The 26,029-nt window shown below is 32.5% G+C and carries 22 protein-coding genes; 5 read left to right on the plus strand and 17 right to left on the minus strand.

Annotation, left to right across the window (positions count from 1 at the left end; translation table 11 throughout):
* Nucleotides 1-48 precede the first annotated feature (48 nt).
* The 4 genes from AC1EUY_RS05345 to AC1EUY_RS05360 all read right to left on the minus strand — a co-directional run bounded on the left by AC1EUY_RS05345 (nucleotide 49) and on the right by AC1EUY_RS05360 (nucleotide 7,273).
* Complete coding sequence (locus tag AC1EUY_RS05345; RefSeq protein WP_480194475.1) at nucleotides 49-1,773, minus strand: TonB-dependent receptor; 1,725 nt, start codon at nucleotides 1,771-1,773, stop codon at nucleotides 49-51.
* Nucleotides 1,774-1,813: 40 nt separating this feature from the next.
* Nucleotides 1,814-4,834: a tetratricopeptide repeat protein gene (locus AC1EUY_RS05350; RefSeq protein ID WP_480194476.1), complete on the minus strand. Its 3,021-nt coding sequence runs from the start codon at nucleotides 4,832-4,834 to the stop codon at nucleotides 1,814-1,816.
* Between the two features lie 166 nt (nucleotides 4,835-5,000).
* The gene (locus AC1EUY_RS05355) at nucleotides 5,001-6,212 is read right to left on the minus strand and encodes a TlpA disulfide reductase family protein (RefSeq protein ID WP_480194477.1); all 1,212 of its coding nucleotides are present in this window, start codon (nucleotides 6,210-6,212) and stop codon (nucleotides 5,001-5,003) included.
* Nucleotides 6,209-7,273, minus strand: a complete 1,065-nt coding sequence (locus AC1EUY_RS05360) for a Kelch repeat-containing protein (protein ID WP_480194478.1) — start codon at nucleotides 7,271-7,273, stop codon at nucleotides 6,209-6,211. The genes AC1EUY_RS05355 and AC1EUY_RS05360 overlap by 4 nt, the downstream gene beginning before the upstream one ends.
* 108 nt (nucleotides 7,274-7,381) lie before the next feature.
* On the opposite strand from AC1EUY_RS05360, the gene AC1EUY_RS05365 reads away from it, so the two are divergent.
* Genes AC1EUY_RS05365 through AC1EUY_RS05375 form a run of 3 tightly spaced genes read left to right on the plus strand, consistent with a single transcriptional unit; the run spans nucleotide 7,382 to nucleotide 9,945 of the window.
* The gene (locus AC1EUY_RS05365) at nucleotides 7,382-8,053 is read left to right on the plus strand and encodes a cell division ATP-binding protein FtsE (RefSeq protein ID WP_480194479.1); all 672 of its coding nucleotides are present in this window, start codon (nucleotides 7,382-7,384) and stop codon (nucleotides 8,051-8,053) included.
* 14 nt (nucleotides 8,054-8,067) lie between these two features.
* Nucleotides 8,068-9,171 carry a glycosyltransferase gene (locus AC1EUY_RS05370; RefSeq protein WP_480194480.1) on the plus strand — a complete coding sequence of 368 codons (1,104 nt, stop codon included), beginning with the start codon at nucleotides 8,068-8,070 and terminating at the stop codon, nucleotides 9,169-9,171.
* Nucleotides 9,172-9,201: 30 nt separating this feature from the next.
* Complete coding sequence (locus AC1EUY_RS05375; protein WP_480194496.1) at nucleotides 9,202-9,945, plus strand: glycosyltransferase; 744 nt, start codon at nucleotides 9,202-9,204, stop codon at nucleotides 9,943-9,945.
* Between the two features lie 53 nt (nucleotides 9,946-9,998).
* Here the strand turns inward: AC1EUY_RS05375 and AC1EUY_RS05380 are convergent, their stop codons facing one another.
* Complete coding sequence (locus AC1EUY_RS05380; protein ID WP_480194481.1) at nucleotides 9,999-10,562, minus strand: MORN repeat-containing protein; 564 nt, start codon at nucleotides 10,560-10,562, stop codon at nucleotides 9,999-10,001.
* A gap of 158 nt (nucleotides 10,563-10,720) precedes the next feature.
* Here AC1EUY_RS05380 and AC1EUY_RS05385 point away from each other — a divergent pair, with 158 nt between their 5' ends.
* The gene (locus tag AC1EUY_RS05385; protein WP_480194482.1) at nucleotides 10,721-11,797 is read left to right on the plus strand and encodes an anhydro-N-acetylmuramic acid kinase; all 1,077 of its coding nucleotides are present in this window, start codon (nucleotides 10,721-10,723) and stop codon (nucleotides 11,795-11,797) included.
* Nucleotides 11,798-11,994: 197 nt separating this feature from the next.
* On the opposite strand, the gene AC1EUY_RS05390 is transcribed toward AC1EUY_RS05385, so the two are convergent.
* The 12 genes from AC1EUY_RS05390 to rpsU all read right to left on the minus strand — a co-directional run bounded on the left by AC1EUY_RS05390 (nucleotide 11,995) and on the right by rpsU (nucleotide 24,474).
* On the minus strand, nucleotides 11,995-12,537 hold the full coding sequence (locus tag AC1EUY_RS05390) for a hypothetical protein (protein ID WP_480194483.1): 543 nt from the start codon (nucleotides 12,535-12,537) through the stop codon (nucleotides 11,995-11,997).
* Nucleotides 12,538-12,747: 210 nt separating this feature from the next.
* Nucleotides 12,748-13,038 (minus strand): hypothetical protein, encoded by a 291-nt coding sequence (locus AC1EUY_RS05395; RefSeq protein WP_480194484.1) that lies wholly within the window; start codon nucleotides 13,036-13,038, stop codon nucleotides 12,748-12,750.
* 29 nt (nucleotides 13,039-13,067) lie between these two features.
* The gene (locus AC1EUY_RS05400) at nucleotides 13,068-13,907 is read right to left on the minus strand and encodes a helix-hairpin-helix domain-containing protein (protein ID WP_480194485.1); all 840 of its coding nucleotides are present in this window, start codon (nucleotides 13,905-13,907) and stop codon (nucleotides 13,068-13,070) included.
* 165 nt (nucleotides 13,908-14,072) lie between these two features.
* Nucleotides 14,073-14,363, minus strand: coding sequence for a hypothetical protein (locus tag AC1EUY_RS05405; protein ID WP_480194486.1), 291 nt, complete (start codon nucleotides 14,361-14,363; stop codon nucleotides 14,073-14,075).
* 181 nt (nucleotides 14,364-14,544) lie between these two features.
* Entirely contained in the window at nucleotides 14,545-15,345 is an 801-nt protein-coding gene (locus tag AC1EUY_RS05410) for an AfsR/SARP family transcriptional regulator (protein WP_480194487.1), read from the minus strand.
* A gap of 6 nt (nucleotides 15,346-15,351) precedes the next feature.
* On the minus strand, nucleotides 15,352-15,864 hold the full coding sequence (locus AC1EUY_RS05415; RefSeq protein ID WP_480194488.1) for a hypothetical protein: 513 nt from the start codon (nucleotides 15,862-15,864) through the stop codon (nucleotides 15,352-15,354).
* A 10-nt stretch (nucleotides 15,865-15,874) separates the two neighbouring features.
* The gene (locus tag AC1EUY_RS05420) at nucleotides 15,875-16,876 is read right to left on the minus strand and encodes an NAD(P)H-dependent glycerol-3-phosphate dehydrogenase (protein ID WP_480194489.1); all 1,002 of its coding nucleotides are present in this window, start codon (nucleotides 16,874-16,876) and stop codon (nucleotides 15,875-15,877) included.
* 15 nt (nucleotides 16,877-16,891) lie between these two features.
* Nucleotides 16,892-20,134 (minus strand): HAD-IB family hydrolase, encoded by a 3,243-nt coding sequence (locus AC1EUY_RS05425; RefSeq protein WP_480194490.1) that lies wholly within the window; start codon nucleotides 20,132-20,134, stop codon nucleotides 16,892-16,894.
* Nucleotides 20,135-20,201: 67 nt separating this feature from the next.
* The gene (locus tag AC1EUY_RS05430) at nucleotides 20,202-21,383 is read right to left on the minus strand and encodes a PGAP1-like alpha/beta domain-containing protein (RefSeq protein ID WP_480194491.1); all 1,182 of its coding nucleotides are present in this window, start codon (nucleotides 21,381-21,383) and stop codon (nucleotides 20,202-20,204) included.
* 2 nt (nucleotides 21,384-21,385) lie between these two features.
* Entirely contained in the window at nucleotides 21,386-22,318 is a 933-nt protein-coding gene (locus AC1EUY_RS05435; protein ID WP_480194492.1) for an alpha/beta hydrolase, read from the minus strand.
* On the minus strand, nucleotides 22,318-24,144 hold the full coding sequence (locus tag AC1EUY_RS05440) for a WS/DGAT/MGAT family O-acyltransferase (RefSeq protein ID WP_480194493.1): 1,827 nt from the start codon (nucleotides 24,142-24,144) through the stop codon (nucleotides 22,318-22,320). Before AC1EUY_RS05440 ends, AC1EUY_RS05435 begins: the two co-directional genes overlap by 1 nt.
* Before the next feature lie 138 nt (nucleotides 24,145-24,282).
* Nucleotides 24,283-24,474, minus strand: a complete 192-nt coding sequence (gene rpsU, locus AC1EUY_RS05445) for a 30S ribosomal protein S21 (RefSeq protein ID WP_480194494.1) — start codon at nucleotides 24,472-24,474, stop codon at nucleotides 24,283-24,285.
* Between the two features lie 466 nt (nucleotides 24,475-24,940).
* Here rpsU and AC1EUY_RS05450 point away from each other — a divergent pair.
* The coding region (locus AC1EUY_RS05450) for a tyrosine-type recombinase/integrase (protein WP_480194495.1) at nucleotides 24,941-26,029 on the plus strand (1,089 nt) is incomplete at its 3' end.

Consider the following 26,029-nt stretch of genomic DNA (forward strand, 5'->3'; position numbering starts at 1 on the left):
TAAATGACTATTTCTTATTATTTTACGATTTATGAAATACTTTTAAATTTAAAAATCAAACTTATATTTTAAACCTACAAAGACCTGTAAACCTTGTACGGTAAAGTTCGTATATTTTTCATAATTACTACTTAATAGATTGTTAACTTTTGCAAATGCTGTAAATCTATTGGTGAACTTATAACCTCCGTTTATATTTAAGTCGAGATAATTTCCATTCGTTACAAAAATACTATTTAATAAGGGATCGGTAAATGTAATCTCATCTTTGCGTTCACCTATAAAAAACAAATTAGCACCTGCAAACCATTGATCATTCGTGTAATTTGCAAAAGCAGTTGCTCTTAAAGCAGGTAAATTCCAAGGTTCTGCTTCGTTTTCAGTTTCATAGATATAATAACCAACATTACCTCCAAATTTTAACGCTTTTGAAAAATCTACGCTAACCTCTGCTTTCGCATAGACTGTGTTCACATCGTCATACAAAACATTAAACGAATTTCCTGCTTCAAATCCTTTACTAACTAAAGTAGTTCCGCCTGTTTTTGATGGATTTAATTTGTATAAAGGCTTGTCTCTCTCAATAGTATAGCCTCCTTTTAAGTTATAACTTACATTAGACGCTAGCTTACCTTTAAATCCGCCATAAGCGTCATATTGCTGATTTGTTCTTCTTATATTTAACGTTGGTGATACGAATGGATTTTCATTCGCAAACTCTTTAAATGAATTTTGATGTAAACCACCTACTACTCCTGCAAAAGCCGTCATCACTTGATCTATGAGTACGTATGAAGCCGTAACTTTAGGATAGATATAACCTTTGTTTTCATTATTTGTACCTGAACCTAAACTATATACTAGGTCTGCTCCTAAATTTAGTGTTAGATTATCACGTAAGATTTCTAAATTTGGACTAAAGCCGATATTGAAAAACGTGTAATTGATATCATTCGTTCTTTCAAAATTCTGAAAGAATTTTCCGTTTAAAAATTCAAGTCTTGCTTCAGCATTTATATATTCATTAGCGATCGGAAATTCAATTTTAGGCTTCACCAAACCGTAGAGCTCAGAACTGGCCTCATTGTCGGTAAAGCTGTAGAGTTCAGCTTTCCCACCTTGAAAAAATGAATCTTGATAATTCATAATTCCTTCAATATGCACATCTGTATAATTTAAACTAGGATCAATTCCGTTAATTACATCTCCTGTATAATTAATCTCATTTGAAAGTCCGTACCAGTTATATTTTTGATAACGTACCCCTCCATTGAGTTGCCAATCATAATCACGATCATCTTGTGCATAAAATAAATCGACATTAGCATCTAAAAAATTATCATCAAGTACAACTCCTTCAATACCTCCGCGTGATGAATGATAGTTTACAAAAGCACCAAACTGATTAAAGCGATTACTACTTGTTTTAAAGAAAGCTTCTACTTGAGGTGTCCCGAAATTACCCAAACCCGCCATGATAAAATTTGTATAGGTAGGATCACTTGGAACTACTTGTAATGCTTTTGGTTTTCCTTTCGCTGGTGTGAAAGTAGATGCAACCGGAAATGAAATTATGGCATAGGCTACTTCTTTTTTAGCAATAGAATCTGTGATTTTTGGGTTTGTCTTTATCTTAAAAGCATCAGACACCGTTGGCGAATAAGGTCTTACTACATTAATTACCTCTGTGTCTATGGTATCCTTTTGTCTTTTTTGCGCAAAAGAAAACGAGGTTGCTAAAACTAACAGTAGTATTAAAATTCTATTTTTCATGTTTTAAAGATTCTTCGTTAACATCAAAATGACTTTTGATTTAGTTTTCATTTGGATCTACTGATTCATTAGTTTCAGCTTCTTTTGCTTTTATCTTCTTTAATTCGTCTTTTGCTTCTTGTACAACATCTTCATAATCTTTAAAGTTTTTAATTACATTTTCTAAAATATAAGTTGCCTGAAAAGCGTCATCTAATTCATAAAAATTATTTGCCATAACGATAAGTCCTTTCGCACCAAAATATTTATATGCTGAATATTCAGAAACTAACTTCTGTGCCACCGTATTTGAGACCTTATAATTACCTTCTTTATTTTTAAAATACGCATCATAATACAATGCCTCTGCCTTTAACTCTCCTGTGGCAATCTTAGCTACTTCTTTATAAGCATCTTGTGCTTTGTATTCATCTCCTGTTTTAAAAGCTGAACGCGCAATGATAACTTTTGCATCAGATTTTACCCTATTCTCAATTTTAGGACGTTTTAATACTTTTTCAGCATAGGCAACTGCATCTTCATATTGCTCTAATTCATAATGCCCCTTCATTAAATTACTTTGCGCAAATGTTATATTTTGTGGAAAATCTGCTTGCTCTTCTAACCTTTCGAGAATAGGCATTGCAGCATTCCAATTATTTGCTTCTAAATACACTTGTGCCAATTTAGAAAGTGCTTGTTCGGTAAATTCATTACGCTCTTGGTCAGCTACAAACTGGTAATGTTTTGCCGAAGCTCCTTGATTATTTTCTGCAAACAATGACTCTGCTAAGTAAAAATTAGCGTTTAAAGCATGTACCCCATTAGGAAAACGCTCTAAATACTTTTTAAACGCCGAGATTGCTTTTATACGATTATTCTGTAGGTATTGTTTTTCTGCAGATTCGTACATATCATTATCAAGATCACTATCGGTAACCTCTACAAAATCTAAACTTTTTACCCAATCTGCGTATTCATCTACTCTTCCTAAATCAACATATACTTGGCGTGCGTTGGCAACAGCTTGCTTCGCATCTTCGGTATTCGGATATTCTTTTACAACACGTTTATACTTATCGAGAGCTTGGTTATCTTGTTCAATATTGTAGTAGATCAATCCTTGTTTTAGTAATGCTTTCGGCACGTAAGAACTTCTCTTGTGGTATTTCAATAGATTATCATAGACTTCTATGGCTTTATCTGTATTATTTGCTTTTGTGTAAGCACCTCCTAATTCATAATAAGCATCATCTCGTAATGATGATGTACGGTAACTGCTTAAAAACTTTGTGAGGTCAATTATTTTATCATCATTTTTACCAATCAACCCATAACTCATGGCTCTTTGAAAGTGTGCATAATCTATAGCCTGACCTTTTTCATTAATCACTTTATTATATTCTTTTATGGCATTATCATAATCACTTGCAACAAAATAGGTATCTCCTAACCGTACTTTAGCATCACTCAATTTTTCAATATCTGCAGGTGATGAAATTATGTACCCTTTGAAATTAATATTGGCGAGATCATACATTTTTAGTTTAAAATGTGTATATCCTAAGCTGTAATATAATTGTTCTTTTTCAGATAGATCATCTGTGTTACTAGCGTTTTCAAATTGCTTAAATCCAACACGAGCCTCCTCATAATTGGTCAATGTATAATCGGCTTCTGCCTTCCAAAAAATAGCTCTCGCAGCAATTGTTGCGTCACGCGGATCATCAATCGCAATATCAAAATATTTTTTAGCTTCTTTAGGATTCTCTTCATTAAACAATTGAATTCCTCTGTACAATGCTACTTTTTGATACATAGTTTTATAATCTGCACCCGTTCTACTTTTAAGTGCTTCTAAGGCACCTTCATAATCACCTGAAGTAACATAAGCGCTTATTTGCAGTTCCTCTATTTCTTCTTTCGACTCTGATTGCGGATATAAGTCTAGATACTCTTGCAAAACCTCAGGTATTGGTTTATAGGGATTACCTACTTCGTAGCTTAGTTTTGCATAGTTTAACCAGGCATCTTTTTTAATATCATTGTTAAAATCCATTTGAGAAGCATTTCTAAATGCATTTAAAGCTTCCACCTTTTGGTCTGTTTTTAGGTAACATTCACCTAAATGATAATAGGCATTTTGTGCTACGCCATCATTGCCATCAACTATTTTATTAAAATAAGAAATTGCAGTTTCGTAGTCTTTTTGTTGATAATAGGCATAGCCTAAAAAGTAATAATCGGTATTGTTGAACCTTCTACGTTTTCCTTTGTAGTCTAATAAATAGGGAATGGCTTCGTCATATTTTTTTAAGTTAAAATAGCTTTCCCCAATAATTTTTGACACTTCAGAATGTTGTAATCTATCCGCTTGTTTTAAAAAGGGTTTTGCAATTTTTATGGCTTCTTCGAATTGCCCCGTTTTAAACTTGATATTTGCCATATAATACGGAACATCTTTACCAAGTTCTTTGTCATTGGCAACTTCATTTAAATAGCGATTGGCATTATCATAATCATCGTCTTGGTAGGCAATAAATCCGTAATAATATTTTGCTTGCGAGCCGTATTCTTGTGAGTTGAGTAATCGTTGAAAATATTCTTTAGCGCTTTTATAATTGCGTAAAGAAAATAATCCGTAACCATATTTAAATGTATAGTCTTCTTCTTGTCCTGTAGATAGATTTCGAGTTTCTACATTTTTATACCATTTTAATGCATATGGATAATTACCATTCTTGAAATAATAATCCCCAACCTCTAAAAATGCCGTGTTTTGCTTAGTACTTGTTGGAAAGCGTTCAACAAAATCTTTCATTTGTTGATCTCCTTCGCCTAACTGAATATCGCTAAAAGCAATATAATATTCACTATTTGCTCTGAGTTCTGAATCTTTATTAAAATCGTTTTTGATTTTGCTAAACAGCGTTTTAGCAGCTTCGAAATCTCTATTGTTATATAAGTCAACAGCATGGTTATACTCTTTTAGTTGATCTGTATAAATAGCCGTTTTTTGGGCATAGCCTATTAGCGTAAAGAATACTAACAAGCCAAACATAATTCTACTATGTTGCTTCATTTCGAGGGGTTTCATTTTTAAAAACATGCTAAAAATATACCATGCCTATTTTACACAACGCATATTTAGTTTGAAATTGTATAATTGTTAATTAATTATAACATTTTGTTAAGAAAATATACTCAATTAACCCTAAGAAGTTAACATATATCGCGCCAAAGTACTTTTATTCTGAAATTAACACGTTCATGAACGCATTAAAATCATCGACAAAATCTTCATAATATTTACCCGTAGCAGGGCCAGAAAAACCTGTATGAATTTTGCGAACCTCGCCTTTTTTATCTATAAAAATAGTCGTAGGAAACGATAGTACATGATTCAACATAGGTAGTGTTTTAGCCGCAGCTTCTTTATCGTACACACCTGCAATAACATAATCATAACCTACATTATATTTCTGCTTCATCTTTTCTACTCGAGCTTTTGCATATTCGAAATCGTCTTTTGCCTCATAAGCTAGACCAATAATCTCTACACCCTTATCTCTATTCTTCTGATACCAATCTGCATAAAACTTAGTTTCATCCATACAATTAGGACACCAAGTACCAAAAATCTGTAATAACACTACTTTATTTTTATATTTTTCGTCATCTAAGCTTATAGGTTTACCATCTAAACCAGGAAAAGAAAAAGAAACCTTATCGTAACCTTCTTTTAAATAGGTTAACTCATCAGCATCTGTAAGTTTTGCACTGTCATTTTTAACTCCTTTAAAAGTAGCTTTATAATCTAAGCCCGACAGAAACTCTCCTGTGATTGAATCATTTTTAATAGAAGCATTAAAAATAAAAGCATGATTACCATCAAAGGTATAGAGGCTCATTTTATCATCTGTGGCAATACCCTCGAGGTAACGATAATCTCCTGTTTCTGTTAAAAAAGTTCCTTTAACAAGATCCCCTTCTTTCTTAAAGATTCCTATCGCTGGATACGCACTCCCATCTTTTTCTGTAAAAATGGTTTGCCATTTACCGTCAAAAATAGCAGTAGCAGTAGGGCTTTCGAATCTACTTTCTTTATTAAAAGTTGCAGTAAAAGGTAATTTATAATTCTCTTTATAATTTTTAATATAATGCCCATTCAGTCTATCTTCTTCAATTTTTGCTTTTAAATCAATATCAAAAATATGCAGCGCTATAAATACTGAATCACCCTCGATTGCTATCTCGTCTAAAGGGATTTTTTCAACACCATTGATTAGGTTCGCTTTATAGGATTCGCCTTCTTTAGATACCTCAAAGTTAAAGGGTAAAACTTGATTTTGCATGGCAATTTCGCCTCGCCAAATACCTTCTTGTAATGTCGTTGGTTTCTGTTCTTTTTTACAGGAAATTAGTGTAACAATCACTAAAAATATAGATAGAAATTTCATTGTTTTCTTACGCGTTTTAATAGATATGCTTTATTGCTTACTTGTTGATTTTCTCGAATGCCTCCAACAATTATTTTTGTTGAGTCGTTTAAAGATGCTATTCCTCTCAAATCCATTGGGATTTTATTCAAAAAATCTTCTTTCAACATTCCTTTTTTATAAGAAAGTATTCTATTTAAAGGACTTACAGCTCCTGAGCCATTATAGGCAATCGGATTATAGTTGTAAGTTACAGAACTTCCACCTATCCAATACGGTGTATGGTGTACTGAAGTAGCTGCCATTCGATACCCCACAATCGTTGAATCGATTATTTGATGAGACCAAGTAATCTCTGTCGGTTTCTTAGGGTTAATAACTCCTTTTCGAAGTACATTTTGAATTGGATAGTGTTTCCCCATAGAAGCGCCTCCAAAATAGAAAATAGTATCACCTACAATGGTTCCTGAAGCACCAAAAGATTTGTAAGTATGATTATTAGGAACTGGTGTTCCTTGCATCCAACTATTCTTAGCGGGATCATAAATCTGAACATCAGGCATATTCTCTTTATCTGACCATCCTGTAACTATATAAATTAACTGATCTCGCCATACAGCTTGCACTTGGTCATCAATTGGAACAGGTATAGGCACTCCATCATCTAAAAATATATCATTAACCACATCGTAGCGATGTACTTTATTTGATGATTTTTCTGAATGATCTTCAAAAACATGATAGCCTCCAATAATATAAATGGTGTCTTTTATACGACTCGCCGCACTAGCTATTTTACCAAGCGTATCGGGTAAATTTGCTATTTGACTCCAGATATTATTTTTAAAATTGTATTTATACGATCGCAAGTGTATCCCAGAATGTTTTTTGGTGCTATCTAATCCTGCAAAAGTGAATACATAAGGTTCACTTTGTACAAATCCCTCAATAACAGCACTGTTCGTGACTGGTTCTGGTACATTTTTAAGCTCAGTTATACTCCAACTATACGATATGTCTTGTCTTTTTTGCTTACAACTATACGTTGTAACTAAAATAATAATGATGAAAAAAATTCTCATTGTTTGAATTTTCAAGAGGAATCAAAGATAAAATTAATCATACGAACAATACCTTTTTCGATTTCAAAATTTAAACAGTAAGTTTGTACATCAAAAATCTAAAACTATATGGCTGAGCCTGTTTTACATCTTAAAGAAGCTTCGATATTTCAACAAGAAAATCTTGTATTATCTAATGTGGATGTTGCTATTTATGAGGGCGATTTTATGTATCTAATCGGTAAAACTGGTAGTGGTAAAAGTAGCCTTATGAAAACACTATATGGTGACTTACCCTTAACAAAAGGAGCTGGTACTATTGTAGGTTTTGACCTCACAAAACTTCGTGAAAAAGACATCCCGTTCTTACGGAGAAAATTGGGTATTGTCTTTCAAGATTTTAAATTGTTAAACGATCGTAATGTTTATGACAATTTGCTATTTGTTCTAAAAGCTACTGGTTGGAAAGAGCAGGCTAAAATGAAAGCAAAAATTGACGAGGTACTTGATAAGGTGGGTATGAAAACCAAAGGATTTAAAATGCCATTTCAATTATCTGGTGGTGAACAACAACGTGTAGCCATAGCTCGTGCTTTACTGAATGATCCTGAACTGATTTTAGCTGATGAACCTACGGGGAATCTAGACCCTAAAACTTCGCTTGAAGTGATGAGTATTCTAGAGCAAATTAGCAAAAGTGGGAAGACCATTTTAATGGCAACACATGACTATGCGCTTATTTTAAAATATCCTCATAAAACAATAAAATGTGAAGGAGAAAAGGTATTTGAAGTTGTTTAAACAACATTTCTATTTTGAGTACTAAAAAAACCATTTTAGTAGCCGTAATTAATGATGTTTCATCAGATCAACGCGTACATAGAGTTTGCAATTATTTGGTACAAAAAGGTTTTAATGTTATTGCTCGAGGTAGAAAATTACCAGATACTTTTGAAGTTGACAGAAAGTATAAAATATTTCATAAAAAACATTGGTTTAACTCAAACTTTATTTTTTACTTAGAATACAATATTAGATTACTTGGGTTTTTACTTTTTAACAAACATGATTACATTCTTTCTAACGATCTTGACACCTTAGTTGCTTGTTTTTTGGCTTCTAAGATCAAAAAAACTGAATTAGTATTTGATAGTCATGAATATTTTACAGAAACTCCAGAGCTAGAAGGCAGGTCATTTGTAAAAAAAATATGGTTACAAATAGAAAAAATCATAATTCCAAAGTTAAATAAGGTCTATACTGTTAGTGAATCTATTGTAGATGCATACTACGAAAAGTATAAAGTAAAATTCGGAATTATTAGAAATGTACCAATTCTACATAATTTAGACCTTATTTATAAAGATGTTACTTTTCCTACAAAGAATAAAGTACTTCTTTATCAAGGAAAATTAACTAAAAATCGAGGGTTATACCAAGTTATAGAGTCATTAAATTTTCTAGAAGGTGTTGATTTGGTTATTATTGGTCATGGTAAAGAAAAAGAAAACCTAGTTTCATTCGTTAGAAATCGTTATTTAAATAATAGGGTTCACTTTTTAGGAAGAATTGCTTATGAAGAATTACACAACTACACAAAGAAAGCAGATATGGGTATTTTATTAGAAGAACCCGTTGGGAAAAGCTTTCAATTTTCTTTGCCTAATAAGCTATTTGACTATATACATAGTGAATTGCCTTTTGTTGCTTATCCTTTGAAAGAGGTTGAAAAAATAGTGACTAAGCATAAGGTCGGGATATTGTTAGAAAGTCATGATCCGCAATACATTGCGAAAAAAATAAAGACCTCTTTGAATCATAAAAAATTACTTTCTGAAATAAAAAGAAACCAAAAAACAGCAAAAACTATTTTTTGCTGGGAAAAAGAAAGTAACTTATTAGACAAATACTTTTACTAAGCTATTATAAAACCAAAGGTCTCCATAATAATTCCGTCTTACAACAATCTAAGTAATTTAGAAGGTTGTATTAAAAGTATTCAAGATCAAACTTTTAAAGACTATGAAGTATTGATATTTGACAACAAATCGCAGGATGGAACCAAAGAATATTTACAACTTCTTGAACATCCTTTTAAGTTTGTCATCGAATCTGATTACGGAATTTATGACGCCATGAATAAAGGCATTAGTCTCGCACAAGGTGAATGGCTTTATTTTTTGGGAACAGATGACACATTGTATAATTCGAAAACTTTAGAAAATATATTTTCTGAGCTTATTTATAATGATGAAAAATTAATCTTAGGAAAGATTCTATATTCCTATAGAAAAAAAGATATCGTTTTTACATCTAAATGGTCAAAATTAATTTGGATAAAAAATTGTGTACATCATCAATCTGCTTTTTATCATAAAAGTCTGTTTGAAAAAAAACATTTTTCCCTAAAATATAAAGTTTTAAGTGATTATGCACTCAACTTATTTTTTTACAAAAAAGGTATTAAGGTGATCTACAAAAATCTAATAATATCTAACTGTAATCCTTATGGCGTTTCTAAAAAGTACAATTGGTCTCAATATAAAGAAGAAATAGATTTTAAAACTAATTTAAATTCTATTTTACTAAAACCTTTCTTTTATATAGTAGGCATTTCTAAATACCTATTAAATAAAAAAACCCTTCTTAGAAAAAGAAGGGAAATTGCTATGAAAAAGATTGGTAAACAATGATTATTTACCAACTTATTACTTTAGTCGTTTAACTCAATTAAACCTTACTCTTTTTAGTTTGTAGGTTTATGTTTATATGATTCTTGATTGATTCCTGTACCGCTTACATACTCATTATTAAAGTATTTTCCGCCAATATTTACACTCTCTTTATAGTAAAAATTAGCAATACCATGCTTAAGGTTATTTTGCCAAGTGCCTTCATAAATACTTCCGTTAGCATAATAGTAAATTCCATATCCGCTTCTTACTCCATGGCTATAGTTTCCTTTATAGCGAGAGCCATCGTGCCAATTGTATTCTCCATACCCATGACGTTTATCTTCAACCCAATTTCCTGTGTAAACATCGCCATTATTCCATGTAAACGTTCCTTGACCGTTACGTAAGCCGTCTTTCCAGGCTCCAGAATATACACCACTTTTAAATTGCATATCTCCTTTACCATTTTCACAATCTCCAGCAACACACTTAGGCGAACTATCTTCTTTTTTATTAGTTAGCGCAGCGACTTCTTTTATCTTTTCAGCCTGTTCACTATTCGCAACAGTATCTGGTTCAGTTTGAGAAACTCCTAGCAATGGAAGTATAAAAAGTAATAGTAATGTTTTTCTCATAATCTCGTTTATTTTTTAGTCAAAACGCTCATTTTTATTAATTAGTATGACTAAGATACGATATTTATTAACATTTTACTTCCTGTTAACGTATTGAAAATTAAAATGTTTCATCTATATTTAAATTAGAAGCTCGATTTTTATTTAAATTAGCCTAAATGAGTTACTACAAAGTTATTGGTTTAATGTCTGGTACTTCTCTCGATGGGCTAGATATGGTGTATTGTACTATATGGAAAAAAGATGCGTATTGGCATTACAATATTGAGCAGACTAAAAGTATTTCTTATCATAAGAAAATGACTTCGAAGCTATCTAAGGCAATTAATTTGTCAGCTATAGATCTATTGAGACTCAATAATGATTATGGTATTTGGTTAGGCGAACAGGTTCGCGATTTTATTTCAGAGCATAATCTACAAGTAGATTTTATTGCCAGTCATGGGCATACCATTCATCATCAACCAGAACAAGGTTTTACCTATCAAATTGGTTCAGGTCAACACATCGCCAATATTTCAAAGCATAAAGTAGTATGCGATTTTCGAACTAATGATGTTGCATTGGGCGGACAAGGAGCTCCGTTAGTTCCTATAGGAGATCAATTTTTATTTGGTGAATATGACTTTTGCCTTAACCTTGGTGGAATTAGTAATATTTCTTTTGAAAAAGAACATAAACGTATTGCTTATGATATCGGGTTGGCGAATATGATTTTAAACTACATAACTCAAAAGCAAGATTTAGCGTTTGACAAAGATGGTGCATTAGCACGTACCGGAAAGGTTAATGAAGCACTGTTAGAAGATCTAAATAATCTTGAGTACTATAAATTACCATATCCTAAATCAACGGGGTATGAGTGGTTTTCTGAAAAAGTCATTCCTATTATAGAAAAACATCAAGATACCCTAGAGAATCTATTACATACTGCAATTCATCACAATTGTGTGCAAATAGCCAAAACCATTCAACAAGAAAAAACTATAACAAAAGCTAAGGTGCTCGTAACTGGTGGCGGTGCTTTAAATACTTTCTTTATAGAGGTTTTATGTTCGAAATTACCAGAAATCATAGAAGTCGTTATACCTTCAAAAGAACTCATTGAGTTTAAAGAAGCGCTTATTTTTGCCTTTATGGGTGTTTTAAGAATAGAAAATAAAATAAATGTAGTAAGGTCGGTGACAGGTGCCCAACGAGATTCTTGTAGTGGGGTAGTTTTTTTACCACACTAAAAAAAAGCCGAGATTTAATCTATCATTCAGGTTTATTCTTAAAATTATCTCTAACCATTAAAATCCCTATAAATAAAGCAATAATTAAAAATAATATTTGAAGATATAAATATATATCTTTTATGCTCAAAGAATGTAAAAATTGCATTAGTAGAACTAAGAATAAAAATAAAAAAAAGTATTTTTTCTCTTTTATTCTAAGGTTCATCATTATTCCTTTCATTCTCCAAACATTCTTCATAAGCCAATGATGCTGTAAACCCACATCTTATATAATTCAAAGATGCTACCCCTCCTCCAATAATCGTACCTACGCCAAATGAAATAAATCCTGAAGCTATCACGCCTCCAGCCGAAACTAAGAATGATGTTGTGCATTTTTTCTCATCTCGATTAAGTTGGTCTTGACAAGGGCCCGAGAAATTTTTTAATGATTCTTCTTTATCCAATTGATAATTTATTTCATGTGTGATCTCACTAACAATTATGTTCCGATTCATTTCTTCATAAGGTATAGATTTTATGTATGAAGCTATATTGTCATTCATTTCTAAAATTAACTCTGTTATTTTTTCTGCATTTTCAACCCTTGCTGATTTCAATAAGTCTAATAACTGTCTGTTGTTTTCAAAATAAGTCGGTGAATTTATAATAACCTCTTTACTTATATTATTCTCACCTTGAATTAAAGCGAATAATTCCTTTCCTAATAAAATATGTTTTTCAACTACCTTTTCCATTGATATTTGTTCGTCTAAGATAATATCAGAACTTTCATTTTGATTACATGATGTGAAGAGAAGTAAAGAAGAAAATAAAATTATTACAATTGATTTTGTTCGTTTTAAAAAGAAATTCATGATTAAAAAGTTTAAATTAGTTAAATATAAAAAAAAAAGCCGAGCACTCCTGCCCGGCTTTCAACTAACTAACTCAAAAATCTATGAAAATTAAGAGAAAAGTTTTACAACCTTTTTCTTCCCATAGAAATATTGACCTTTCACAGCTTCTAGCGCTTCAAATACTAAATCTTGTTGATTAGAAGCTAATTTAAATCCACCATTCAATGCTTTTTTAGCAACTTTTTGCCATTGTTCAGCAACTTGTAAAGATTCATTCACGAAACCTTCAGTTGTGGCCAAAGCAAACTCATTTGAATTTTTTACTAGTTCTTTTGTTGTATCGAAAGCATTGTTAACTCTTGTTGCAACCGATACTTTTTTTGTTTTCTTAGTACTCATGTTCTATTCTTTTACAGTTAAATAACACCTTATTTTTTAACTATTTCTTGTGCCTGAGCTTTCCAAGCAGCTGCTTGATACATCGCAGGGTTCATATCACCATCTTCAATAGCTTTTTCTAACTTCTTTACTGAAGCCTTCGCTACATCAGCGAATGAAGTAATACCCGCAGCGTTTAAAGTAGTTTCCATTTTAGGACCTATTCCCTTAATCTCTTTTAGATCATTCTTTACTATAGCTTTTTTTACTACTTTCTTTGCTACTGGTTTTTTTGTAACTGTCTTCTTAGGAGTAGCTTTTTTCTTAGCGGGAGCTTTTTTGGTTTCTGGTTTTACCATCTTACCAACTTTTTCTTGAACGTCTTCAACAACATCCTCTATGCTCTCTTTTACATCTTCAGCTACATCTTCTACCTTGTCTTTTACATCTTCGATCGTTTCGTTTAATTCCTTTTTTAGCTTGTTTGCCATTTTCTCAGCTTTCTTAACTAAAGGATTTTTAGAAACCTCTTTTTTAATTTTGTCAGCAGTTTCTTCTGCTTTTTGTGCTATCGGGTGACCCGTTACCATTCTCTTAGCTTGCTCGATCATTTTAGGATCATACCCTACTAAATTTTTTAAACGGTCTGTACTCTGCTCTAATTGACCTTTAATAGTCTCTGCAGTTTCAACTACCATATTGATCTGATTCTTTGATAAAGGCTCTGCCTTTTTGATCAACTTAGAAGTTAATTTTTGCCATTTCTCACCAGTCTTAACTGTAGTTTCAATAGCATTGAAAGAAGCATCAATCAAATCGTTGTTTATCTTCTTAACGATCTTCTTAGCATTCTCTAATTTGTTCGATTTTTTACTTTTTTTAGCTGTCATTTTTATATTGTTTATGTGTTATTCAAATAATTATGGGGCAAAGATAAGTAGGCCTAGTTACAAATGAGTTACAAATTGTAAATCAACATTTTAAAAAACAAAAAGGCCAAGATTTCATGTAAAATCTTGACCTTTTCTAATCCACCTAATTAATACTTATGAAAACTAGTTTTTGCTAAATAATAACTTAGATCTTTTTACACCATTTAAGATCTGGCCTTTAGCAGTTTCTAATGAGTCAAAAACCATGTTTTGTTGTGCGTCTGCTACTTTTAAACCACCTTTAATAGCTTTTGCAGTAACATTTTGCCATTTACCAGCTACAGTGATCATTTCTGTAACTACCTCTTCAGTAGTTTTTAAAGCGAAATCATTAGTTTTAGTAGCTACTTCTTTTACTGTATCTACAGTTTTGTAAACTCTATTTTTTACTGTGTTTTTAGCTTTTGTTGCCATTTTAAATCGTATTTTATATTGTTAAATTTATTTTAAACTCTAAATCTGGGGCAAACATACTATAGGCGAGTTGCAAATGAGTTGCAAAGTAATTTTTAGAGTCATTTAAAATAAGACTTTAAGGGAGTAATACATCGAGAAGTTTTATTAATAAGATTCCTGCCTGCGCAGGAATGACAAGTCAACGAATCTCTTCGATTTCTCTAATGAGTTTTTTAGTTTCTGGAAGCGGATCAATACCATACTCTTCCTCAAGAATATTTACACATTTTTGATAGGTCTTTATCGCTTGAGGGCGATTTCCTTTTGCAATATACGCTTGCATTTGTATTCTATACGCATCTTCCCAAGTAGGGTCAATTGCTAATGCATTTTGTGCCAGGCGACTACTTTCTAAAGGGTTTTCGTCTAAAATGATTTCCGCTAACGTAATATAAGCTCCTAATACAAGCAGTTGTATTTTCTCACGTTCTTCTGAAGACCAATCTTCATAAATACGATTTGGTAAATACATACCTTTATATAAACTTATAGCTTGTTTGTAAGCCTCTTTAGCAACTTGATTGTCTGAGCCATAAAATTCATTACCGATTATTACAAATCTCTCTAGCACTTCTACATCTATCCAAACCCGATCGAGGTCTAATTGATAACTCAATCCTTGCCGTATTAAATACTTTGGTGCTGTTCTAGGGGGTCTATTGGGTTCTAAAGCTTTATTAACACCATGTAAAGCTACTTTAAAATCACGATCATCACCATCTTCCCAAAGGTGATCCATAATCTTTTCTTTATGCAGTGCATGACGCTGACGATTTGAAATAAGATATTGAAGCAGTTGTAGTGTCTTATCTCTACCCCATTGCTTACCTTCTATTTTTTCTCCATCTCTCCATACATTGAATTGCCCTAACGTTTGAATACGAACTTCGGCATTATCATAGAAGTCTTTCAATTCCTGTAATTCGGGAGAAAGTGACATTATAAATTATTTTTTACTTAAAGCATCAACTTTACTATTGAGTTTTTTTACTTCTCTTGCAAGTTGACTTAAGGAGTCTTGCACTTTTTTAAAATCTGATCTCGAAGCATTGCGCCATTGATCTATTTGCACTTTTTCACTAATTTCTTCGCCAATAGTGCTTATTTGATCTTGTAATTGATCTTGAATATTTGAAATCTGCTTTTTCGGATCTTTTAAAGTTTCCATAATCATTTGTGGAGCGACGGCTTTCATCGTCTTCCACATAGACAAACTCTTTCGAAGAATCGTATCACGTTCTTCAGAAGATTGATCTTTGGTTGCTTCGTTGGTTAGTTCAGAAAGTTTATGTTGCATAAACTTCAATGCATCATTAAAGTCTGAAAATCGTTTTTCCTCACCATCTTGTACATGCGAAATTCTACCGCGCCATTGTACTTTAGATTCGCCATCCTCTTCAAAAATACGTTGGTTAAAACGTACCATAAATGATGCTGTTTGCTCTGCTTTTTTAGCCATGATTACTTAATTATCCTGGTTCTTTTTCTGAACCTACTTCAATTTTTAATAGACCTCTAAAGGCATCATTTACCGTACTGCCTTCGTATAATACTTTATATACTTCCGTTGAAATTGGCATTTCAACATCATAATCTTTTGCTAACTCCATCACAACTTTTGCTGTTTTTACACCTTCAGCCACTTCGTTCATTTCTTCGATGATCTGCTCTAAGCTTTTCCCTTGTCCTAATTGAAAACCTACATGATGATTTCTACTTTTAGCACTTGAGCAAGTGGCAACTAAATCTCCCATTCCCGCGAGGCCAGAAAAAGTTCGGCGTTTTCCACCCATCGCGACTCCCAATCTTGTTAATTCAGACAATCCTCGTGTGATTACTGCGGCTCTCGTATTGTCTCCTGCATTTGCGCCATCTCCCATACCAGATGCAATTGCCATAATATTTTTAAGTGCTCCTCCAAGCTCACAACCAATTACATCTTCATTGGTATATACTCTAAACAAGCCTGAGCTAAAGATAGGTTGCAATCTTTTCGCAATCGTATCATCTACCATGGCAATAACTGCAGCTGCAGCTTTACCAAAGTGTATTTCTTTTGCGAGATTTGGTCCTGTAAGTACTCCTGCTGGATGCCCTGGTAATTCTTCTTCAATAATTTCTGTCATTCTTTTCTTTGTACCTATCTCCAAGCCTTTTGCCAAACTTACAATAGGTATCCATGGTCGTATATGTGCCTTGGCTTCTAACAAAACCTTTCTAAAACTTTGTGAGGGTATTCCCATAATTACCAAATCTGCATTTTTGACAGTTTCTTCTATAGAATTCGAAGCTTTTAAAGATCTTGTTAATTTAGCATTTGGTAAATATTTACTATTGATATGCTGTTCGTTAATCTCATCAACAGTATTTTGGTTTCGAGCCCAAATAGTCGCTTCTGCATTTTTAGCTACGATAGATGCTACTGTTGTACCCCAAGAACCTCCGCCAAGTATTCCAACTTTAAGTTTCATTTGATTTTATTTTAGTTAGTTTTCTAGTTCTTTCACAAATAAATTACGTACCTCTTCTACATACTTTTCTATATATTTTGGTTTCCATTCAGAAGTATCTACTGGATCTAAAACCACTACTTCTATATGGGTAGGTTTAAATACAGAACTACCTTTTGGCAAGGCCAGATATGCATTTTTAATTACTATAGGAATAATAGGTACTCCTGCCTTCATAGCAAGATGAAAAGCTCCTTTTTTAAATGAGCCTAATTCTTTACTACCACTTCTAGTGCCTTCTGGAGCAATAGCAACAGACATTCCTCCTTTCAACACTTCAGCAGCATGATTTAGCGACTTTATTGCTTTTTCTTTATTAGATCTATCAATAAAAATGGCACCAAAAGCTTTAAATAAGGGTCCCATCGGACTCATTTCTAGTTCTTTTTTTGCGACACCGGTAACATTTCTTCTCAATAATTTTGAAAGGATAAAAAAGTCAGCTGAGCTTTGATGGTTAAAACAAAAAACAGCAGGTCTATAATCGACTAAATTTTGTTTTCCTTTTACCGCAATATCTAATCCTGCGAATTTGGTTCCTAAATCACCAATACTAGCCACTGTGGCATTCACAGCTTCTTGTCGAGACATTGTCATCGCGCCCCGTACTAATCCTTTTACAACTGAAGGATATATGCTAGCTGCTGCCAATCCTGTTCTAAAGGTATTGACAATAGGTTGGTCATCCATTTCATCAAAACGTAAAATAGACCAACCGTTTTCAAAGGCAACTTGTGATAGACGATTATCTGGGTTTGTAGCAATGGGATTGCCTACAATTTCTAATAACGGATAATCATCGAAGCTGTCTGTATAAAAGAAACTCTTAGAAAGGTCAATGTCATGAGTTTTGGCGAACTTCTTTCCTGCTCTAGCTTTCCCTTCACCCCAACACATTTCTGCAATTTGTCCTGTAAAACGACCTTTTTTCACTTCCATTTCTGTACAGAAGATATCTTTAACACCGAGTTCATCTGCAAATGGTTGAATTTGATACACAGTCGCTGCAGAAACAATTACAACACTATGACCCTTCTCTAAATGAGCTAAAATTAACTTTCGAGCTTCTGGATAAATTGTTTCTGCTAAATAATCTTCAAAAACCGCCTTCCCGAGTGCTTTAAAATCTTTTTCTTTAATACCTTTTACACCAAGTGCAGAGACTTTCGTTAAAATCTCAAAGTCTCGATTTCCTGAAGAATAAAGTAATACCGTAGCTAATTGAAATAAAAGTTCTTTTGATGTAGCCTTACCACTAAACAATCGAGATTTCACAAATCTTTTAGCACTAAAATCTTTAATGAGTGTTCTGTCTAAATCAAAAAATGCAGCTACATGAGCGCCGTCTTCTTGCCGCGAAATTCTCTCAGAAATGGTTTCTAAATCTTTACCTGGTACTGTTTCTTTTTGTTCTTCTTTATGCTTGATAGCCACTGTTTCTTTAGTAGCGTTCAACTCAAGCTTCTGTAAGACATTAAATCGACCTGTCATTTCATCAAGTTCTTCCATCCAAGCATCTAATCGGTTGTAATCAAGATTGCCATTAATAGGTGTAAGTTTGCTATTTTTAGCCCATCGTAAGGCACTTATTAAAAAAGGTTTCGATACACTATCTAATCGGGTAATGCGCGATTGCCAATGTAATTCTTTTCCTTTAAAAAGACATAGGTCTATGAATTCTGAATCTATAAAATCGTCATCTAAATCCCATGAATTTAAGGTATGGCATACAACTTTGTTTGCTTCTAAATAAATGAGTAACATTCCTTTAGAAACATACAATTCTTGTCTTTTTAACAAATCGTAAATATCTCCTTCAGGATTTGCAATAATGGTACGCCAATCTTTATCAAACAACACTAATTCTTCTTCTATTTCACTACTAAATTGAGGTTTATTTGTATAGAAAAATTCGAATTTGAATAGATTTCGTAAACGCATGATTTCTTCCCAGAAATGGATAATTCTATCTGGTGAAATGTCATCTTTAATTTTAACCAACGCTAACTCAATAAAAGCACGGTGGTATAAATGACCCGACGCCATATTTGCATAATACGTAGCTGAAAGGTATTCGCTTGCTGCTAAACTATACTGTGTTTTTCGCCCAGCTTTACTCTTTTGAATAATATGAGAACTGAGTAATAAGTTTAAGGCTTTTTGAACTGTAACTCCGATAGCATTACCCCGATCTAGCAACACATCTTCTTTTCGTTTTTCAATATACTTCATCAATTTGATGACATTGGCTTCAATTTCTTTTTTGGTCAACGCAAAATTGTTAAGCAATACATTACAGACTAATGATACGGTGGTTACTGGCGTTATTGTATTTGCTTTATGAATTAATTCGAAAGCAAATCTAGGTAAGGTATTTTTATCATCGTAACTATGCTCTTCATCATCGGGTATGATTGCATTTCTATGCGCTGTTACATCAACGGGATCACCAAAACGAATGGCAGCCCGACCATATTGATGTCCTAATTTCTTGATGTAATTGGCAAAAACTCCTAAATTTTCAGATCGCTTTCCACTATTCTTTCTTCCTTCTTCAGTCATTTCTTTCACATCAGGAATGAGATCATATACAATAGAGACGGGTACATATTTTATAGCTCGTGAGCTCTCTTGCTCACCTTCCATAATGTACTTTAATATTCCCATTTTAGGATATACAATCTTACCTGTTCGTGAACGTGTTCCTTCAATATTCCACGTTAAGTGATCTCCTTTTTCAATTAAATAAGAAATATAATGGCGTAAGGAAGCTTTATATACCTCATCATCTTTAAAACTTCTACGTAAAAAAATAAGTCCCGAATTTTTACCCAACTGCTTTACAACGGGCATCGCCAAATTGATGCCTCCAAAAAAATATGGAATTGGCATACCATAGCTCGCCAAGGTATTGATGAGAACAACAGTATCTAAATAGGTTTTATGGGTAAGAATGAAGGCTACCGAGTTTTTGCGCATGAGCTTCATTAAACGTTTCATCTCTTGAGGATCAACGTCTATTTTATCTTCATAAGCTTTAGACATCATTAACTCAAAACCCTTCATAGTTGCAATATTTGCAATAGGGTCTTGTTTAGCATACATTTCTGCTATACACGCTTCAGCTTCTTTCTGAACATCTTCTAACGTTCGTTTTTGCGCTTTAGCTATCTTCTTCAGCTCTTCTTGAAACTGAGATTGGTCAATGACTTTCTGCACTTGTCTTTAATTTAAGACACTAATTTACGCAAATGAAATAAGTATATATAATCGATTGTAATAAGATTTATTTTAAGAATAATAAATCTTTGACGATATCCATTTTTTTACGTTCCCAAAACTTAGGAAAAAATAACTCTTCAACTTTATGAACAAAACGGCTTTCAAAAGGCTCTAAATGTAAATTCTCGCCTAAAGCGTGTGCAACGGTAAATAATATCGACGCGTTAGCTCCCATACCTATATGACTGCCAAATACTTCTATATTTTTAATATCCCCTCGCAAAGTCTCTGCCTCTAAACAATGTTTCCAGGGTAATAAACCGTCAGTTTTTGTATAAATACACGTAATAGGCACATTGGGTATCTTTTCTAATTCATGAAGAAATTTTTCATTGCGTTCTCTAAGTGTTTTCCCTCGAAGGAACTCTAGCATTCTAACTAATGGCGTATTCATGTTTTTTATACCCCAAACTGGTGAACCAATCGTAATAAGTTGTGCTACTTTATCAGGATGTCTATTCGCGATTATTTTAGCAAGCATACCTCCGCCACTCCAACCAACAAGACTTACTTTTTCTTGATGTTTTTCATAGATTTCATCGAGTCTCTCAACGAGCTTTGGAATATATTTGGAATTTATCATATTCACCCCTAAATCCCATTTATAGGTTTTAAAACCTAATGACTTTAAATATCGTCTTACAAAACGTGTTGAAAAATCATTTCCTAAATATGGAGGCATTATTAGAACAGGCTTCCCTTTCCCTTTTTTTCGTTTAGGAATAAAAGGATATATGTAAAAAATAGTTGACCATTCTACTAAGGCTCTCGTCTCTAACAATGCATTATATACTGGTGGCGCATCTATCTTTTTATTAATTCGTTCAATTTCTGATCTAAACCTTTTAACTATAAAATCAACTATTAATAATTTATCTTCTTTTACCTTTCTGGTGCGCATGTTAGGAGATATAAGCCTTTCTAAAATAAGTACTAAGGCTAAGTAATCTCTGTCGGGACCAAAATCTTCACATACTACAATACTGTTGGCGAGTAGAGGTTCTAATTCTTGATGCTTGTCATAATCAACCTTTGAAGCATGCTTCTTTATTTCTTTACCATACGGATGATGTTTAAAACTACTATACATAAATTGTTTAGCGTCTTCTAGTTCTACACCACTTTTCATCGCAGTATGTATGGCTAATTTGGCAAATGACTTATAAAGGGTTTTGTTGTTTTCCATAATTAGTTCTTCGACTCAATTCGTTCATTAAGCCAATTAATAAAATCTCTTTCTACTTCTTCTTTATTAATTTCATTAAGCATTTCGTGTCTTCCTCCTTCATAGATTTTAAGTGTCAGGTCATTAATTCCTGCTTTCTCATATTGTTTTGCTACTTTTTTTATGCCTTTACCCATTTCTCCTACTGGATCTTTATCTCCAGAAAAAATATAAATCGGTAAATTTTTGGGTGTTGCTTTAAATGTAGATTTTTGATTAATTTTTTTGCTTCCTTTTAAAATATCAATAAAAACACTCGTAGAAAAATCTTCAACTCGTAATGGATCGGCTTCGAATAAATCTACTTGTTTTTCATCACGACTTATCCAATCTACTTTGGTTCTATTAGGTTTAAATTTTTTATTGAATTCTGTAAAAAATAAAGATTTTAAAGTCGCACTACTACGTTGTCTTCCTCTCAAAAATTTGGTAATATTTGCACCTATTAAACCTACATTGCCTAATCCTTTCATAAAGCTCGCAGTACCCGATAGAGCTAAGGCATGTAAATCATTACCATATCGTGTAACATACTCTCGGCTTAATAAAGAACCCATACTATGCCCAAATAAAATAATTTTTTGCTGAGGATGTTCTTTTTTGATGATATTCGTCAATTGACGCATATCTTCAACAGCATCATTAAAATAATCTGCTCCTTCATAGAAACCTAATAAATCTTTCGATTTAACTGAGTTGCCGTGTATTCTATGATCATGTGCATAAACCTCATACCCTTGCTCTTGTAATAATGAAGCTATCGGTTGATACCTGCCTGCATGTTCACCAACACCATGTGCTATTTGTACTACAGCTTTTGGATTTCTGGTACTATAGTGATAGTAAAATATCTCTTCACCATCATTGGCAATAAACGTATTCGTATTATAATTCATTAATCATTTTTCAAAAAATCTGACAGTAACCTTATTAATTTTTTTTGGTGGGTAACTGTACCTTCAACTAGTATTCTTCCTTGTATTTTGAGTTCTTCGAACAGTAATTCTTTATTATATAACGCTACTAATACTTCATCTCGTATCTTTAATATTGCTTTGGGCTTAGAAAGCTTTTGCTTTTTTAATATTCCATTTTTTAATTGCCATGTCGCTTGTTCATCATTTTTTAATAAAACTTTAAAACCTAGGGCTTCTGTATATCGATTCGCAACTTTTGGATTGGCTTTTAAATAGTTTCGTAATCCGTTAAAGAAAATCGTACTTTCAATTTTTACATTTTTCTCTTCTTCTTTTTTCTTTCCTCTTTTTTTGATGATCTCTTCTAGTTCATTAGCAGCTTCTCTAATATAACGCGAAAACTTATCGGCATCTGGCATTGTATAGGCGTCTGAGGTAGTCGTAATTGTTACCTGACCGTTATAACTAAAAGCTGCAATAATAAGACCAAATCCGTCTAAAACAGGCGTTAAACCAAAAGTGGATACAATTTTGTGCCCGCGTAAGTACAGCATACCACTGGGTCCTGGAACATTGGTGATTGTAACATTAAAAGGAGGACGAACCAATTCTTTAATATCGTATCGGCTATATAAGCCTGCAGCCAGATTTGCTAATCCGAAAGGAACACTTTCTGCCATCTGCATTAAGCTTTTCGCTCCAACTGCTTTGTGGCGATTTTTACCTATTTCTGTTTGCTCTTGAATGTATTCTAACCGTTCTATTGGGTCGCTAATATGCGTAGCAATAGGTATGAGCATATTAGAAATTTTATTCCCCGTTTTGTTTTGTTCTCCTTCTACACGAATAGAAATAGGCACATTGGCAACTAACGATTGTGATGGCAATTTATCTCGCTCAATCAAATATTTTCTCAGCGCTCCTGCACATATAGCTAAGATAAGGTCGTTAATACTTACCCCCATAATCTTTCGTAGGGTATTGATTCTATTAAAGGAAAGAATCGCCGTTCCCCATGTTCTTTTTGGAGATACATTTTTATTAAAAATGGTTCTTGGAACCGAAAAAGATCTTTTATTAAATGTTTTTTTACCTCTTAATTTTTTCTTCGCTTGACTCTTTAGTAGCGATAAGGCAGTGTCACCGATAGTCATTGGTGCTTTTAGAGGATCTTTTATGAATTTCGAAGAGCTCTTTAGTAATAAACTTAAGTCGTCTGGTAACGGATCTGGTTCATAAGGCTTTGGTTGTGGAATCGTTTTTCTTCTATCTTCTTTTTCTCGATCGAAAAGCATTCCCATCAAGCCAACACCAGAGGCACCATCGATCATCACGTGGTGTATTTTAGTAACAATAGCGACTGATCCTTTCGGTATTTGAGAAATCTCATCTAACCCTTCTATAAAACTAATAGACCATAAGGGTTTACGTAAGTCTAATGAACTACTAATTATTGAGGCTGTCGTATCTCTTAAAGTTTTCCAATTGGGAGCGTCTGGTAATTTAAGCCTGTCTAAATGAAGGTCTATATCAAAATTAGGATCATCTACCCAATACGGATAGTCTAAATTAAGTGGTACATTAACCAGACGCTTTCTAAACTTGGGCATTAGATGAAGTTTAGAAGCAAGAATAGCTTTAAAGTCTTCGAAATTTATCGATCCTTCAACAATAGTTAATGAACCAATATGCATATGGCTGGTAGGAGATTCAGCATATAAAAAAGTAGCATCTTGAGCAGATATTTGCTCTATAGAACTATCGAGCGCATCATCTAAAATATCTTTGATTACTTTTTTAGCCATACATTAGTATTGAAACAGTGCTTATAACTTAAGCACTTCTGCAATATATGTATTTTTTAGGAAAAGTTATTCTAGAAATATTTTGACAATATATATTTATCTTATAAACCTCCAGCACTATAATCGTAACTAAAAAAATTATTCTTCATCGCGCAAAAACTGCTCCTTATATTGTGCTTTTTGCATTTGTTTTCTTTTAATAACTGATTTTTTAGTGTATTGCTTTCTTTCTCTTAATTCTTGAAGTACTTTAATATTCTTAAACTTACGTTTGTATCGTTTAAGCGCTCTGTCTATATTTTCGCCTTCTTTTACTATTATTTTTATCATTTATCTTTTTTATGTTTATTATCAAATTACAAGCAATGCTTCCTAACAACACACCTATTTAACCTGTCGTTGTTATAAAAAAATTAGGGCATATACTCTCTTATGTTACTAAAAGACTATAAAAATTAAAACAGTAAGAATCTCTTTTAGAAAAATGTATCTTGTAGAAGACCTGATACTAAAAATTAAAACTGAATACCTTATGACTTTAAAGAATGGAATTCTCGCTATGTCTTTACAAAGATATCATTAAATAAACTGCTATCAAATGTTTAATGCATAAAAGTGGAGACGGAGGCTATCCTTTAGTATAATTTTATTTATCAATAAATTTTTATAAGTTACTTATTAACAGTTAATTGAATGATTTTTTTATGTTTTATTATAACATTATTCATTAATAAACTATAAAAAAATTATCAACGCGATTATCAACGCATAGTGAAACTGATAAATTTTGAAAATTATGAAACATACTTTTTTTTTAAGAAAACCTAAGGGAGAAAAAGAAACTTTAATTCTATTCTCTTGCTACTTTAAAGATGAACAAAAACAATTTGTTTACTCAACAAGACTATCTATTTTACCTTTACATTGGGATTTTAAGAATAATCAACCTAAAAATAAAGGTAAAAATATAGCCATAAACCAAAGACAAATTAGAGCTATTTTGAATCAATTTGTAGACGAATATTATGTCTTTCAATCTAGATGCAATCTTGGGAAAATAGAATTTACCAGTCATTTATTGAAACAACACTTTAACCAAGTTTTTGGAATTGTTTCAAAGAAAGAAACATTCTTTCAAGTTTATGACAACTTTGTAGAGGAAAAAATAAAGTTAAAAGAATGGAAGACGTCAACAATTAAACGCTACAAGAACATTAAAAACTTACTTCAAGAATTTGAAAAGGTTTACGATTATAAATTGACTTTCAGTAAAGTAAATAAAATCTTTTATAAGGAATTCACTGATTTCTGTTATGAATACAAGAACCATTACACTAACACCTTTAATAGAAATTTGGGATTATTCAAGGCTTTTATGTTTTGGGCTTTGAAAAATGAATATACATTTAATAATACATTTATAAAATTTAAAAAACCCTCAAGAGTTTTAACCCGTGAAGAAGCACTTTCACTAGAAGATATCAAAACCTTATTCAGACATAAATGTGAAAATCAAAAACTAGAAAAAGTGAAAGACGTCTTTATATTTCAATGCTTAACAGGTATGCGCTTTGGAGAGCTAAAAAAAGTAAATAGACGAACTGTAAAAGACTATTATGTTTTTTTAAAAGAGGAAAAAGATTCTTCAAAACCAGTAAGAGAAATACCTTTAACAAATATTTCAAATGCCATACTTTTAAAATACAATTTTAATTTGCCTTTAATATCTAATCAAAAACATAATGATTATATAAAGCAAGTCTTGAAGAGTGCAGGATTCACTAGAGAGGTTGAATATACCAGAACCAAAGGTGTTATACAAAAGTCATTTATCAAGAAATTTTATGAGCGTATTTCTATTCATACTGCAAGAAGAACCTTTATA

The sequence above is a fragment of the Maritimimonas sp. 2210JD6-3 genome (genome assembly GCF_056591795.1).

What these genes read in the sequence shown, in the direction of transcription:
- AC1EUY_RS05345 (WP_480194475.1), bottom strand. Translation starts at nt 1,773, where the DNA reads ATGAAAAATAGAATTTTAATACTACTGTTAGTTTTAGCAACCTCGTTT.
- AC1EUY_RS05350 (WP_480194476.1), bottom strand. Translation starts at nt 4,834, where the DNA reads ATGAAGCAACATAGTAGAATTATGTTTGGCTTGTTAGTATTCTTTACG.
- AC1EUY_RS05355 (WP_480194477.1), bottom strand. Translation starts at nt 6,212, where the DNA reads ATGAAATTTCTATCTATATTTTTAGTGATTGTTACACTAATTTCCTGT.
- AC1EUY_RS05360 (WP_480194478.1), bottom strand. Translation starts at nt 7,273, where the DNA reads ATGAGAATTTTTTTCATCATTATTATTTTAGTTACAACGTATAGTTGT.
- AC1EUY_RS05365 (WP_480194479.1), top strand. Translation starts at nt 7,382, where the DNA reads ATGGCTGAGCCTGTTTTACATCTTAAAGAAGCTTCGATATTTCAACAA.
- AC1EUY_RS05380 (WP_480194481.1), bottom strand. Translation starts at nt 10,562, where the DNA reads ATGAGAAAAACATTACTATTACTTTTTATACTTCCATTGCTAGGAGTT.
- AC1EUY_RS05385 (WP_480194482.1), top strand. Translation starts at nt 10,721, where the DNA reads ATGAGTTACTACAAAGTTATTGGTTTAATGTCTGGTACTTCTCTCGAT.
- AC1EUY_RS05390 (WP_480194483.1), bottom strand. Translation starts at nt 12,537, where the DNA reads ATGGAAAAGGTAGTTGAAAAACATATTTTATTAGGAAAGGAATTATTC.
- AC1EUY_RS05395 (WP_480194484.1), bottom strand. Translation starts at nt 13,038, where the DNA reads ATGAGTACTAAGAAAACAAAAAAAGTATCGGTTGCAACAAGAGTTAAC.
- AC1EUY_RS05400 (WP_480194485.1), bottom strand. Translation starts at nt 13,907, where the DNA reads ATGACAGCTAAAAAAAGTAAAAAATCGAACAAATTAGAGAATGCTAAG.
- AC1EUY_RS05405 (WP_480194486.1), bottom strand. Translation starts at nt 14,363, where the DNA reads ATGGCAACAAAAGCTAAAAACACAGTAAAAAATAGAGTTTACAAAACT.
- AC1EUY_RS05410 (WP_480194487.1), bottom strand. Translation starts at nt 15,345, where the DNA reads ATGTCACTTTCTCCCGAATTACAGGAATTGAAAGACTTCTATGATAAT.
- AC1EUY_RS05415 (WP_480194488.1), bottom strand. Translation starts at nt 15,864, where the DNA reads ATGGCTAAAAAAGCAGAGCAAACAGCATCATTTATGGTACGTTTTAAC.
- AC1EUY_RS05420 (WP_480194489.1), bottom strand. Translation starts at nt 16,876, where the DNA reads ATGAAACTTAAAGTTGGAATACTTGGCGGAGGTTCTTGGGGTACAACA.
- AC1EUY_RS05430 (WP_480194491.1), bottom strand. Translation starts at nt 21,383, where the DNA reads ATGGAAAACAACAAAACCCTTTATAAGTCATTTGCCAAATTAGCCATA.
- AC1EUY_RS05435 (WP_480194492.1), bottom strand. Translation starts at nt 22,318, where the DNA reads ATGAATTATAATACGAATACGTTTATTGCCAATGATGGTGAAGAGATA.
- AC1EUY_RS05440 (WP_480194493.1), bottom strand. Translation starts at nt 24,144, where the DNA reads ATGGCTAAAAAAGTAATCAAAGATATTTTAGATGATGCGCTCGATAGT.
- rpsU (WP_480194494.1), bottom strand. Translation starts at nt 24,474, where the DNA reads ATGATAAAAATAATAGTAAAAGAAGGCGAAAATATAGACAGAGCGCTT.